The 12762-nt window shown below is 34.0% G+C and carries 12 protein-coding genes, 2 riboswitches and 1 other annotated feature (1 of these 15 only partly in view); of the genes, 7 read left to right on the plus strand and 5 right to left on the minus strand.

The features are described from left to right. Positions 1–56 (minus strand) — a binding site (T-box leader) (it extends 175 nt beyond the left edge of the window). 90 nt (positions 57–146) lie between these two features. After that, the gene (locus EF514_RS07970) at positions 147–1430 is read right to left on the minus strand and encodes a bifunctional folylpolyglutamate synthase/dihydrofolate synthase (protein ID WP_127724913.1); all 1284 of its coding nucleotides are present in this window, start codon (positions 1428–1430) and stop codon (positions 147–149) included. 59 nt (positions 1431–1489) lie between these two features. Further along, positions 1490–1569, plus strand: a riboswitch (THF riboswitch). Between the two features lie 48 nt (positions 1570–1617). Here EF514_RS07970 and EF514_RS07975 point away from each other — a divergent pair. The 3 genes from EF514_RS07975 to EF514_RS07985 all read left to right on the plus strand — a co-directional run bounded on the left by EF514_RS07975 (position 1618) and on the right by EF514_RS07985 (position 3953). Next, positions 1618–2160: a folate family ECF transporter S component gene (locus EF514_RS07975; RefSeq protein WP_127724914.1), complete on the plus strand. Its 543-nt coding sequence runs from the start codon at positions 1618–1620 to the stop codon at positions 2158–2160. Positions 2161–2392: 232 nt separating this feature from the next. Next, a riboswitch (THF riboswitch) is annotated at positions 2393–2472 on the plus strand. Between the two features lie 48 nt (positions 2473–2520). Then, positions 2521–3072, plus strand: a complete 552-nt coding sequence (locus EF514_RS07980) for a folate family ECF transporter S component (protein ID WP_240649039.1) — start codon at positions 2521–2523, stop codon at positions 3070–3072. Positions 3073–3143: 71 nt separating this feature from the next. Continuing rightward, positions 3144–3953 (plus strand): MBL fold metallo-hydrolase, encoded by an 810-nt coding sequence (locus EF514_RS07985; protein ID WP_127724915.1) that lies wholly within the window; start codon positions 3144–3146, stop codon positions 3951–3953. Positions 3954–4039: 86 nt separating this feature from the next. On the opposite strand, the gene EF514_RS07990 is transcribed toward EF514_RS07985, so the two are convergent. The 3 genes from EF514_RS07990 to EF514_RS08000 are packed head-to-tail and all read right to left on the minus strand — an operon-like array spanning position 4040 to position 6929. Then, on the minus strand, positions 4040–4879 hold the full coding sequence (locus EF514_RS07990; protein ID WP_127724916.1) for an aldo/keto reductase: 840 nt from the start codon (positions 4877–4879) through the stop codon (positions 4040–4042). A gap of 32 nt (positions 4880–4911) precedes the next feature. Continuing rightward, positions 4912–5700, minus strand: coding sequence for a formate/nitrite transporter family protein (locus EF514_RS07995; RefSeq protein ID WP_127724917.1), 789 nt, complete (start codon positions 5698–5700; stop codon positions 4912–4914). Between the two features lie 29 nt (positions 5701–5729). Beyond that, positions 5730–6929 carry a trans-sulfuration enzyme family protein gene (locus EF514_RS08000; protein ID WP_127724918.1) on the minus strand — a complete coding sequence of 400 codons (1200 nt, stop codon included), beginning with the start codon at positions 6927–6929 and terminating at the stop codon, positions 5730–5732. 167 nt (positions 6930–7096) lie between these two features. Here EF514_RS08000 and EF514_RS08005 point away from each other — a divergent pair, with 167 nt between their 5' ends. Further along, positions 7097–8008: a LysR family transcriptional regulator gene (locus EF514_RS08005; RefSeq protein WP_127724919.1), complete on the plus strand. Its 912-nt coding sequence runs from the start codon at positions 7097–7099 to the stop codon at positions 8006–8008. 143 nt (positions 8009–8151) lie between these two features. Continuing rightward, positions 8152–9552, plus strand: coding sequence for a Na+/H+ antiporter NhaC family protein (locus EF514_RS08010; RefSeq protein WP_127724920.1), 1401 nt, complete (start codon positions 8152–8154; stop codon positions 9550–9552). A gap of 27 nt (positions 9553–9579) precedes the next feature. Here EF514_RS08010 and EF514_RS08015 read toward each other — a convergent pair whose 3' ends face one another. Continuing rightward, positions 9580–10425 carry an aldo/keto reductase gene (locus tag EF514_RS08015; RefSeq protein ID WP_164845578.1) on the minus strand — a complete coding sequence of 282 codons (846 nt, stop codon included), beginning with the start codon at positions 10423–10425 and terminating at the stop codon, positions 9580–9582. Between the two features lie 153 nt (positions 10426–10578). Between EF514_RS08015 and EF514_RS08020 the strand changes: the two genes are divergently transcribed. Both EF514_RS08020 and EF514_RS08025 read left to right on the plus strand, forming a co-directional pair. Continuing rightward, positions 10579–11568 carry a sugar phosphate isomerase/epimerase family protein gene (locus tag EF514_RS08020; RefSeq protein WP_127724922.1) on the plus strand — a complete coding sequence of 330 codons (990 nt, stop codon included), beginning with the start codon at positions 10579–10581 and terminating at the stop codon, positions 11566–11568. 9 nt (positions 11569–11577) lie between these two features. After that, a complete protein-coding gene (locus tag EF514_RS08025) occupies positions 11578–12726 on the plus strand; it encodes a Gfo/Idh/MocA family protein (protein ID WP_127724923.1) in 1149 nt (382 codons plus the stop codon). The last annotated feature ends 36 nt before the right edge of the window (positions 12727–12762 follow it).

Genomic DNA, 12762 nt, shown 5'->3' on the forward strand with positions numbered 1-12762 from the left:
GACGAACCTCTCTTTAATAACAGAATAAAATTTACTTTCTTTTTCACAGCAAGTATTTCAATTTATATTACTAAAAATAAAACTATTTGTCAATGGATTTTATTTAGTTGACATTACAGATATATTTTAGAAAGCTTTGTTACAAACTATTGCTTTAGCTCTTCAATAGCTATCTTTCTAATATCTCTTACAAGGTAGAGAGAGCCGCACCAAAGGATTAAATCCTCCTCATTGGCAAGTTCAACCGTCTTTAAAAAGGCGCTACGCCTGTCTGCTATAGCAAAGACCTCTTTATCGGTAAATTTTGAAACTATCCTGTAAAGTTTTTTAAGGTCTATTGCCCTTGGATTGTCCACTTCAGTAAGGACTATTTTACTTGATTTTGGAATTAAGTTTTCAAGTATGTGGTCAAAGTCCTTATCTCCTAGAACGCTAAATCCCAAAATTAAATTTTTATATTTAAAGCTGCTTAAATTTTCCACAAGAGCCTTTATACTTTCCACGTTGTGACTTCCATCGAGAATTAGCAACGGATTTTCTTTAAGAACTTCAAGCCTAGCTATATTTCTAGCACTGTAAATTGAAGATTTTATAATCTCATCTTTTAAATTAAAATATGTCTTTAAATAGTTTAAAACCATTAAGCTTAAAGAGGCATTATATACTTGGTGTCTGCCTAAAATCGAAGTTTTATAATTTTTAAAATCTCTAAAGGAAAATTCATTATAGAGATTATTTACATCTATAATTTCTACTTCTTCAAGGTTAAAGGAATGAAGAGGCGCATTTTTTTCTTCGGCAATTTCTTTCAATTCATTTGTTGCCTCATTTTCACCGGGATAGATAAAGACATCTACGCCCTTCTTAATAATACCTCCCTTTTCATAGGCTATTTCTTTAAGTGTTGAACCAAGTATTCCCACATGGTCTTTGGAAATACTTGTAATGATTGATACCATTGGTTTGGAAATTACATTTGTGGCATCAGTTCTTCCGCCAAGACCTACTTCAATAACTGCAACATCAACTTTTTCTTCATAGAAATACAAAAAAGCAACTGTGGCAAAAATTTCAAAAGTTGTGGTATAGTATCCCTCTTTATCCAAAATATTTACGACGTCATAGACTCTTTTAAGGTAGTGGTTAAAGGAATTATCCGAGATAAAATTTCCATCTATTTGAATGGTTTCTCTAATATCTTCAATGTAGGGAGAAATAAATAATCCGCATTTTAAATTAGAGTTAGAAAGGGAGTTTTGAATATAGCTACATACTGAGCCCTTTCCATTAGTTCCTGCAACGTGTATGGTTTTGATTTTATCTTGAGGATTGTCAAATTTTAAAAGAAGTTTCCTTACATTATCCAAGGTATATCCTCCTTGAGGATCGCCTCTATCCAACATCCAACTTACTAATTTTTCATATTCCATAATATCCTCCAAACGATAATATCATTGATATTGCATATGTATTAATATAAAATGATAGTAACAGAGTAGGTAAAGAGCGTCAAGTGTTAAGAAATGGGATGTAGTTCTTAAACGAAGATTCTTTATCGCGTCCGCTGGTATTTTTATACTTGCCCTACTTTGATTTTATTGAAAGGGGCTTTTTTTAATGGAAAAAAGTGAAGAAGTTCGTAGTGTAAAGGGAATTAGTACTAAGATTTTGGTGAGGTCCGCATTTTTGGCAGCACTTTCAATAGTACTTACGAGAATGTTGTCTGTCATGCTAGATCCAGCTCATAGAATAGGATTTGGCACCATACCCCTTATGTTATCGGGATTGATATACGGTCCTTATATAGGTGGCATTGTGGGATTGGTATCGGATTTAATAGGAGTTATGATCAATCCTCAAGGGGCATTTCATTTTGGCTTTACATTAAATGCAATTCTAACAGGAGTAATACCTGGAGTAGTTAAGTTGCTGTTTTTAAATGGCAAGAGAGAAAGGCCTATAGTTGCAATAGTGCTAAGTAATGTACTAGTGATGATTATAGTTTATATGATATTAAATACTCTTTGGTTATCTCAACTTTTAGGCAAGGGTATGTATGCGCTTTTAATTACCCGAATACCTAAATCAATAGTTGAGTGTGTAGTTTTTAGTATAATAATGATTGCACTTTACAAAGCATTGAAAAAAACTAAATTTTAGTAATTTAAAAGAGACTCTAAGTGGGGTCTTTTTTAAAGCTAACTATGTTAATTTATTAAAGAGAAAAATTGAGAAAAGAAAGTTCTTTTTTAAAAAGTCAAATTTAAAAATATCCTTATAAGGAGCATGGTTAGTAACTTATAGTAAATTAAAAGTAAAATTGAATATTAAATATTTTGAAAACATATGTCCATCGGTTGCTTTTTAATAGGTACTATTATAGAATGAAATTAACAGAGTAGGTAAAGAGCGTTAAGTGTTAAGAAATGGGAAGTTGTTCTTAAACGAAGATTCTTTATCGCATCCGCTGGTATTTTTATACTTGCCCTACTTTGATTTTATTGAAAGGGGCTTTTTTTGATGGAAAAAAGTAATAATGAAGTTAGTAGTTTGTATCCGAAGATGACGACTAAGGTTTTGGTGAGGGCTGCCTTTTTCGCTGCCTTATCCATTATTCTAACTAGGTTCCTATCCATTATGGTAACGGAAAATATAAGAATAGGATTTGGACCGATTCCAATTATGTTAACAGGACTTTTCTACGGTCCAATAGTTGGAGGTATAGTGGGATTTGTAGCAGATATAGTTGGAGTTTTAATTAATCCTATGGGCTCAGCTATCCACCCCGGATTTACTTTCAGTTCAATTTTAACCGGAGCGTTACCCGGCATAGTGTATATGTTGTTCTTGAGAAAAAAAGGCAAAGATGGAAATTTTAAATTGGCAGTAGTTATAAGTGTACTTTTAGTTGCAATTATAATAAACTTGCTTTTAAACACTCTTTGGTTGTCCGGACTTTATGGAAATCCGTATATGATTGTTTTAATTCCTAGATTGCCAAAGATTATAATTCAAGGAATAGTGGAAATTGTAGTAATGATGTTTTTATACAAACCATTAGTAAGAATATAGAGAAGGTGGACTTTGTTTAAGCGAAGTCCATCTTTTTTATGGTATCATTAATGTAAGAAAGAGGGATGGTTGTGAAAATAATAACTTTAGTGGAAAATACTTCAAAGATTGAGAACTTAAAGGCAAAACACGGTTTAAGCTTTTATATTGAAACAAAAATGCACAAAATACTTTTTGATTTAGGACCTGATAACACTTTCTTCCTAAATGCGGAAAAACTAAATGTGGATATTTCAGAAGTTGATACTGTTATAATTTCCCATGGACATTATGATCATGGCGGCGGATTAAAAACATTTTTAGAAAATAATGTAAAAGCTAAAATATATATAAATAAAAATGCCTTTGCTCCTCATTATGTAAAATCAACTGACTCAAATAAATATATTGGGTTAAAAAAAGAATTTGAAAAAAATGAAAGAATGGTATTTGTCGGAGACAGCTTGGAAATTGATGAAGAATTGTTTCTGTTTTCAGATGTAGAGGGTCAATTTAAAACTAAGAGCAACAGTGTTCTTTTAAAAGAAGATGGTAGAGAAGATGACTTTATTCATGAGCAGAATTTAATAATAAGGGAACAAGGAAGGAATATTTTATTTACCGGATGTTCTCATAGGGGAATCACAAATATAGTAAAGGCGGCCTTAAAGCACGTTGAAAAAATTGATGTGGTAATTGGTGGATTTCATTTATTCAGTGCATCTAATAAAGTTACCGAGCCAAGTGAAGTAGTTGATAAATTAGCAGCCGAGTTAAATGAGTTGGATTCTAAATTCTATACCTGCCATTGCACAGGAGATCAGGCATTTAAAGAAATGAAGAAAGTAATGGAAGATAAGTTAGATTATATTGCAACGGGAGATGTACTGGAAATAAAATAATTTTTTTAACTATTTAGTTTTAACTTTGTGATAAAAATTTAAATTTAAAAGGTCTGTACAAATTAGCTACAGACCTTTTATTATTTTTATTTACCATACCTTATTTCATTAAGCCAATTCTCATTTAAAGGACTGTTGGAAGTGTGTTTATCAATGTCAAGCGGTTTTAGCATCTCCATATCCTCATTACTTAACTTAAAATCAAAGACATCTATATTTTCTGAAATTCTTTTTACTTTTGAAGTTCTTGGAATGGCAACAGTGTCTCTTGAAATATGCCAAGCTAAAATTATTTGGGCGACGATCTTATTATATTTATTAGATAGTTCAATAATTTTTTCGTTTTCAAATAATTCCTTATCGGCTTTTGCAATAGGACTCCAAGCCAGCGGCTGAATGTCTTTAGACTTTAAATATTCAAGTAATTGACTTTTTTGAAGTAGCGGATGAAGTTCAACTTGGTCGATTTGAGGAACTACATTTGCAACGCTTAATAATCTATCCATATGTTTCTCATAAAAATTGCATACTGCAATATTTTTAAAGATTCCCTGTTCATAATAATCTTCTAAAACCTTCCAGGATTCCTCCATATCGTCACCGGGCCAGTGGAGGTACATAATATCTATGTAGTCTCGGTTTAAAGATTTAAGTGAACGCTCAATGGACTTTTTGGTATTTTCTTTACCGTAGTCAATAGGCCAGACCTTAGTCGCTATTTGAAATTTATTTTCCAGATTTTCTTCTTTTAAAATTTTACCTATTAAGGTTTCATTTTTGTAAAAATAAGCAGTATCTAAAAGTTCATAATTACATCTGGCACACTCAATTAACATTTCCCTTAATAGAGATTCGTCTGTAAGAGTATAGGTTCCAAAGCCTATGGCCGGAATTTTATTTCCATTATTTAAAGTGAAATATTTCATGCTTTACCTCCAATTTATTTTTAATCATTATATCATAATTGTTCATTGGAATTTTTAAAATTGCAATTGGCGTAGTAATAACCCAGAGCGACTAATAGACCGCCAATAATATTTCCCAAAGTGACAAAGGTCATATTTATAAAAATGCCTTGAAGATAATTTGTTCCAATGGAGTTTGAAATTGCGTTCATAGTGAAAAGTCCTGCATTAGCTATGCAATGTTCATATCCTGGAGTTACAAAACCTACAATTGCCCAAAGAAGTGCCATCATTTTAGCGGCTTCAGATTTAATCTTATAGGTCATCCACGTACCTAAACATACTAGCACATTGCACATAATGCCTTTAAAAATCAATTGAATCGGAGGAAAACTTACTTTTGATTGACAAAACTCCTTAAGCATATCTGCAACAGTACCTCCCATTGCTCCTGAAAGAGATATAATTACTCCCATTATAGAGGCTCCCAGTATATTTCCAAAATAGCAAAATATTAAAATTTTAAAGGTATTATTAAAAGAAACTTCTCTAAACAGCGTACCGGTATTTAAAACAAAAATATTTCCAGTAAATAGCTCCGCTCCTGCAAATACTATTAAAGTAAAGGATAGAGCAAAAGTAATTCCCATTATTAAATTTACTATTCCTCTAAGAGCCGGGACTGAATAAAATCCTGCAGCAGCATTGTAGGCTAAAGCCATACCAATGGAACAGTAAGCTCCTGCAAATAGAGAATAGATGAAGTACTTGGATTTATTTTGAAAAAAATTATATTTTCTTTTTGCTGAAAGAGCTACCTCTCTTAAGCTATTACATTCCATTTAATCACTCCATTGTAAATAGTATTTAATTAAGGTGTCACTACTTTAAAGGCTCTGTCAAATTCTTTAATTATATCTTCAATATTTTCCAAACCTGTTGAAAATCTAAGTTGGCCCATGGAAATTCCGCAATCACTTAATTCTTTAGCAGTATAGGCGCGATGAGAAGTCTTAGCAGGGTAGGAAATTGACGTACTTACACCAGCTAGACTTGGAACGAATTTAACTGTTTCACAGGCAGCTATAAAATCTGAAGCTCCCTTTTCTCCTCCAACAATATCGGCGCTTAACATCCCTCCACACCAGCCGTTTATAAATTGTTTTTTTGCTAAGTTGTAAAACTTGGAAGAGGGAAGTCCCGGATAGTATACTCGTTCAACTTTTGGGTGTTGCTCCAAATATTCTGCCAGTACCTGTGCGTTTTCGCTGTGTTGACGCATTCTAAGTTCCAATGTACGCATACTTCTAGTAAGTACCCATGCATCAAAGGGGCTTATAGTAGCTCCATATAAAGTGGAATAACGTCTTATATTCTCTATATCTTCTTTATTAGCAGTAATAATTCCGCAGATAATATCGCTGTGGCCGTTTAAATACTTGGTACCGCTATATACCACTATATCTACGCCCAGCTCCAAAGGACGGCAGATTGCAGGTGTGGCGAAAGTATTATCAACTATTACTTTTAAATTGTGTTTATGGGCTTTTTGAGAAATCGTCTTTAAATCCATAACTTCCATAAGGGGATTTGTAATTGTTTCAGTATAGATAACTTTTGTGTTCGGTTTAATATATTTTTCAAAGTCATCGTTTAGAAAATCCACAAAATCCACTTCCACACCAAAGCGAGTAATTTCATTTTTTAGATAATCATAAACTCCACCATATAGTACAGGTGAGGAGATAATATGGTCTCCTGATTTTACATTGGAGATTATAGAAGTTATTATAGCAGCCATTCCGGAAGAAAAAGCCAGAGAATCTTCACTACCTTCCGCAGTTTTTAATACGTCATTTAAACAATCGATCCCAGGATTTGCCATACGTGAGTAGACATATCCATCTTCAGTTCCTTCATAAACTGCATCTAGGGAAGGGACGTCATCAAAACTAAATACGCTACTCATATAAATAGGTACAACTTTTGGTACTGAAACTGATTGCGCAATTTTCTTTGCCATTTCGTTCTCTCCGGAATGGATTAATTCTGTTCTAAATCCTTTTTTCATAATAATCCTACCTTTCTGAATTTAATAATTATGTACTAAACTTATTAAAAATTAGTATATTAACTCTAAGTATTCTATAATATATTGTATAGTTATCTGTATTTAATCGCTAATACATTCTATTTATATAGGTTATTATTATTTTATATAAAGATTGGGAGGTTAAAATGAATCTTCAACAAATACAATATGTAGATGCAATAGCTCACTTTAAATCCATGAACAAAGCGGCACAACATCTTTTTGTTTCGCAACCTACACTAAGCCAGTCAATTAAAGACTTGGAGGAGGAAATAGGCATAACTATATTTGAAAGATCTCGCAAAGGAGTTTTACTTACAGAAGACGGAATTGAATTTTTACGAATATCAAAAAACATTTTAAGTGAACTTGAATACATACAAGAACATTATGTGGCAAAAAGCAATGAAGAAAATTTACAGTTTCAAGTATCCAGTCAACACTATGCCTTTGTAGTAGATGCATTTTTAAAATTTTTAAAAAATTATGAGGATAAGGATTACGTTCTCAGCCTAAAAGAGACCAGAACTTTAGCTACGATAGATGATGTATATAATCAAAAAAGTGCATTGGGTGTTATATTTTTAACTGAAAACAACAAAAACTTTTTAACTCAGGTTTTAGAAAAGAAGTCATTGGAATTCCATCAATGTCATAGCGTAAAACCACATGTGTTTTTAAATAATAAGCATCCCCTTGCTTCACAAAAATATATTACTAAAAATCAACTTGTTGATTTTCCCATGGTTTGCTATGAACAAAACGGCGAGGAAGCACTGGCGGAAGAATTATCCTTTGACTATGATATAAGACAAAAAATTGTAGTTTACGATAGGGGGACTATGCTAAATGTAATTTCTAATAGTAATGCTTATAATATTGGAACGGGATATTTAATTTCTCATGTTATTCCAAAAGATGTAAAATCCATACCTTTAAAAGACGTGTCAGAGGAGATGTGTCTTGGTTGGATTCATTTAAAGGATAAGAAACCATCTATACTAACTGAGGAATTTATTAAAATAATGAATGAATCTTTAAAAAGTTATTCTCCATAAAAAGTGCTTATAAATTTATTTTATATTCCATATAAAGTTTTGGTATAATCACATGGTAGCGTAATATAGTATCATATAGTTAGAAAACGTTTCTAGAAGTATTGTCCTTGTTTTCAGTATGTTTTAGAAAGGAGTTAAACTATATGAAAGAAAGAGAAATTCGTCCTAGAGGAGTCGCTTTACTTCCTTTTTTAGTATTTATAGTAATTTACCTTGGATCGGGAATTTACTTACAAACAAAAGGTGTGGAGATGGCTTTTTATCAATTTCCTGCACCTACTGCTTGTTTAATAGGTGTTGCAGTTGCATTTATAATGTTTAAGGGAACTATGGCCGAAAAATTTACTACCTTTGCAAAAGGAGTAGGAAATGAAGACATTATAATAATGTGTATGATTTATTTAATGTCAGGAGCTTTTAGTGAAGTTTCAAAGCTAATGGGTGGAGTAGATTCAGTTGTTAATTTAGGATTGTCTGTAATACCGCCTCATTTTGCCACTGCGGGAATTTTTATAATAGCTTGCTTTATGGCCTTGGCAACGGGAACCTCAATGGGTACATTGGCGGCTATTGCTCCAATAGCCATTGGAATAGTGGAAAAAACCGGACTTAACTATCCTCTAATGATGGCAGCTGCCATTGGAGGCTCAATGTTTGGCGACAACCTGTCTGTAATTTCCGATACCACCATTGCGGCTACAAGGACGCAGGGATGCGGAATGAGAGACAAATTTAAATGCAATATTGTAATAGCATTACCTGCAGCAATAATTACCTTTATATTACTTTTAATCTTTGGAAGACCTGACGTGGCTGTGGGAATAGAGACGGGAAGTTATAGCTTTATAAAAGTGCTGCCCTACCTATTTGTCTTGATTTTTGCGCTGGGAGGAATGGATGTATTTGCAGTGTTGGGGATTGGTATAGTACTGTCAGGAGTTATAGGAGTATTTGCTGCGGGAATTTCCTTTTTAGATTTGGGGAAATCAATATATGATGGAATGATGGGAATGATGGAGGTGTTTCTAACTTCCATTTTCATAGCAGGAATGGCTGAAATGGTAAGTAAGGAAGGCGGATTACTGTGGCTTATTGAAAAAGTTCAAAAGATAATTAAGGGTCCTAAATCTGCAGAAGTTGGAATTGCGGCAATGGTAAGTGTTACTGATGTTGCAATCGCCAATAATACTGTCTCTATAATAGTAAGCGGTCCAATAGCGCGTGGGCTATGTGAACACTACAAAGTAGATCCTAGAAGGAGTGCTTCACTACTGGATATTTTTGCCTGTGTAATGCAGGGAGCCATACCTTATGGGGCACAAATATTAATGATAGGCTCCCTTACAGGAGGGGCAGTGTCGGCCTTTGAAGTAATACCGCTATTATGGTATCAATGGCTTTTGGCAATACTTGCAATAATTTCCATATTTATTCCTTTTGCTGACGGAGTTATAAAGAAAGACCCTTGGAATTTTGAACATTGGGTGCCTGAAAGTGAATTAAGGAAAAAACAGGATACATATGAATTAAAGGAAGAACAATAAAAATCTGGCTAATGCCAGATTTTTACTTTAAATAAAGTCCTCATATCTAATTGATTTAAGCCATTTTTCATCTACAGGGCTTTGGGATGTGTGCTTGCCAATATCTAACTTTTCAATTTCTCTAAGATCTTCTGTAGATAAATTAAAGTTAAAGATATCAATATTTTCAGCAACTCTTTTTTCTTTAGTAGTTCTTGGAATGATTGCTGTATTTCTTGAAATATGCCAAGAGAGTATTATTTGTGCTACGGATTTCTTATATTTATTTGCAAGAGCGGCTATAGTTTTATTTTCAAAGAGTTCCAAGTCAGCTTTGGCAAGAGGACTCCAAGCCATTGGTTGAATGTTTTTACTTTTCAAATATTTTAATAGTTGAGTTTTTTGGAGCATAGGATGGATTTCCACTTGATTAATTTGAGGGACTATGTTTGCTGTAGTCAGTATTTTATCTATATGGTTCTCATAAAAGTTGCTGACGCCGATATTTTTAAAAATACCTTGTTCATAGTAGTTTTCCAATACCTTCCATGACTTTTCCATATCGTCTCCAGGCCAGTGAAGGTACATAATGTCAATATAATCCCTCTTTAAAAGTTTAAGGGAACGCTCAACAGCTCTTTTAGTTTCCTCCCTTCCAAATTCTGCCGGCCAAATTTTTGTGGCAATTTGAAAAGTATCCAGTAGATTTTCTTTTTTTAAAATTTTACCTATTATGTGTTCATTACCATAAACATAGGCTGTGTCAATTAATTCATAGTTGGAATTTGCACATTGAAGTAAAACTTTTCTCAAGGTAGGTTCATCGGTAATAGTATAGGTACCGAAACCCAAAGCGGGAATTTTATTTCCGTTGTTTAATAGATAGTATTTCATATCAAACATCCTTTCAAAGTAGTTATTAAAAATATACCCTTTTTCACTTTAATTTAGTTAAGTGAGAAAGATAGAATGAATATGGGGAAAATGATATAATTAAATTGATATAGCTTGTAGTTCAATATAATTTACTTAAAAGAGGAGGTAATTATGGGAAGATTGTTAACGCTTATGACGGCACAGTGGACTGACCTTACGCTGGAAGAGGTTTGTAGAAAGGCTAAGGATTTTGGATATGATGGCTTGGAGCTTGCATGTTGGGGCAACCATCTAGATGCTAAGAGAGCAGCTGAAGATGACAGTTATGTTCTGGATGTTAAAAAGCTTTTGGAGAAATATGATTTAAAATGCGAAGCCCTATGTACACATATTATAGGACAGTGTGTGGGAGATTATAATGATCCGAGGTTAAATAATTTTGCGCCTGCAGAGTTGGCGGACAGGCCTGAAGAAATAAGGAAATGGGCTATTGAAACTATGAAATACTCCGCAATTGCAGCTAAGAAGTTGGGGTGTTATGTAGTAACTGGATTTGTAGGTTCACCTATTTGGAAATATATTTACTCCTTCCCGCAGACTTCGGAAGAAATGGTAGAGAAGGGATTTCAGGAAATTTATGACCTATGGACGCCTATACTAGATGTGTTTGTGGAAAATGGTATAAAATTTGCGCTAGAGGTCCATCCGGGCGAAATAGCTTTTGATTATTATTCTACAAAGAGACTGTTGGAAAAATTTAAGGATAGACCGGAGTTTGGTTTAAACTTTGATCCAAGTCATTTAATTTGGCAGGGAGTAGTTCCGCATATATTTTTAGAAGATTTTATAGATAGAGTATACCATGTACATATGAAAGATGCCGCTGTAACCTTAGATGGCAGAAGCGGACTTCTAGGATCTCATATTGACTTTGGAGATTTGAGAAGAGGATGGAACTTCAGATCTTTAGGTCACGGAGATGTGGATTTTGAAAGTATAATTCGCGTATTAAATGCCTATAACTACCAAGGACCTCTCTCCGTTGAATGGGAAGACAGCGGAATGGAACGTGAATTTGGAGCTAGAGAAGCTGCGGAATTTGTAAGAAAAATAGATTTTAAGGCTTCTGATTTTGCCTTTGACAGTGCTATGGCTAATTAAGGAGGACGTATGAAGAGAAAGTTGCGTTATGGAATGGTTGGTGGCAGTTTAGATGCCTTTATAGGAGGAGTTCATAGAAAGGCCATTGCTTTGGAGGAAACTGCCGAATTGGTTGCGGGGTGTTTTAGCACCAATAGTGAAAAAAATTTAAAGTGTGGAGAGTTTTATAATTTAAGTGGAGATAGAATTTACAGTGACTATAGGGAAATGGCAGAGGGAGAAAAGAATAGAGAGGATAAAATAGATTTTGTAAGTATTGTTACTCCGAATTCCACTCACTTTGAAATCAGCAAGGCTTTTTTAGAGGCGGATATTCACGTTATGTGTGAAAAACCACTTTGCTTTACAGTTGAAGAAGCCAAGGAACTTTCAGAGTTGGCTAAAGATAGAAATTTGTTTTTCGGGGTGATGTATACCTATTCAGGTTATCCAATGGTTAAATTGGCAAAACAGCTTGTGGAAGATGGAGAGATAGGCCATATTTTAAATGTAAATGCCGAATATCTTCAGGATTGGCTTATAGACCAAGTGGGTGAAGATGAAAATACCGATACAAATCTGTCCATATGGAGAACGGATCCAAAGGTTTCGGGAATATCAAATTGCGTAGGAGATATTGGAACTCACATTGAAAATACCGTTGCCTATATTACAGGACTTCATCCTAAAAAAGTATTGGCATCATTGGATTACTATGGCAAGGAGCTGGACTTAAACGCAAATATAATTGTGGAATATGAAAATGGAGTACACGGTGTATATAGCAGTTCTCAAGTATGTGTGGGACATTTAAACGGTTTAGTAGTAAGAGTTTTTGGAACTAAGGGTTCAATTGAGTGGGTTCAGGAAGATCCGAATTATTTAAAAGTTGTAAGGAAAGGGGAACCTGAGCAGATTTATCATAGAGGAACAGCTTATGTAGGGGGAAGAGCAGCTGAATTAAACCACATACCTGCCGGCCATCCTGAGGGGTTGGTATTTGCCATAGCTAACCACTACCGCAGTTTTATGGGTGCCATTTGTAAAAAATTAGAAGGAAGTAGTATTAGCAATAAGGACTTGGATTTTCCTTCAGTTCTTGATGGAGTTGAGGGAGTGAAGTTTATTCATGCAGCTGTGGGAAGTTCAAAAGAAGGAAATATTTGGAGAGAGTTATAAAATTTAAAACACAGGGACCGACAGTAAATGTCGGTC

Source organism: Anaerosphaera multitolerans, assembly GCF_004006535.1.
Classification (GTDB): domain Bacteria; phylum Bacillota; class Clostridia; order Tissierellales; family Peptoniphilaceae; genus Anaerosphaera; species Anaerosphaera multitolerans.

What these genes read in the sequence shown, in the direction of transcription:
- EF514_RS08010 (WP_127724920.1), top strand. Translation starts at nt 8,152, where the DNA reads ATGAAAGAAAGAGAAATTCGTCCTAGAGGAGTCGCTTTACTTCCTTTT.
- EF514_RS08015 (WP_164845578.1), bottom strand. Translation starts at nt 10,425, where the DNA reads ATGAAATACTATCTATTAAACAACGGAAATAAAATTCCCGCTTTGGGT.
- EF514_RS07975 (WP_127724914.1), top strand. Translation starts at nt 1,618, where the DNA reads ATGGAAAAAAGTGAAGAAGTTCGTAGTGTAAAGGGAATTAGTACTAAG.
- EF514_RS07980 (WP_240649039.1), top strand. Translation starts at nt 2,521, where the DNA reads ATGGAAAAAAGTAATAATGAAGTTAGTAGTTTGTATCCGAAGATGACG.
- EF514_RS08020 (WP_127724922.1), top strand. Translation starts at nt 10,579, where the DNA reads ATGGGAAGATTGTTAACGCTTATGACGGCACAGTGGACTGACCTTACG.
- EF514_RS07990 (WP_127724916.1), bottom strand. Translation starts at nt 4,879, where the DNA reads ATGAAATATTTCACTTTAAATAATGGAAATAAAATTCCGGCCATAGGC.
- EF514_RS07970 (WP_127724913.1), bottom strand. Translation starts at nt 1,430, where the DNA reads ATGGAATATGAAAAATTAGTAAGTTGGATGTTGGATAGAGGCGATCCT.
- EF514_RS08025 (WP_127724923.1), top strand. Translation starts at nt 11,578, where the DNA reads ATGAAGAGAAAGTTGCGTTATGGAATGGTTGGTGGCAGTTTAGATGCC.
- EF514_RS08005 (WP_127724919.1), top strand. Translation starts at nt 7,097, where the DNA reads ATGAATCTTCAACAAATACAATATGTAGATGCAATAGCTCACTTTAAA.
- EF514_RS08000 (WP_127724918.1), bottom strand. Translation starts at nt 6,929, where the DNA reads ATGAAAAAAGGATTTAGAACAGAATTAATCCATTCCGGAGAGAACGAA.
- EF514_RS07995 (WP_127724917.1), bottom strand. Translation starts at nt 5,700, where the DNA reads ATGGAATGTAATAGCTTAAGAGAGGTAGCTCTTTCAGCAAAAAGAAAA.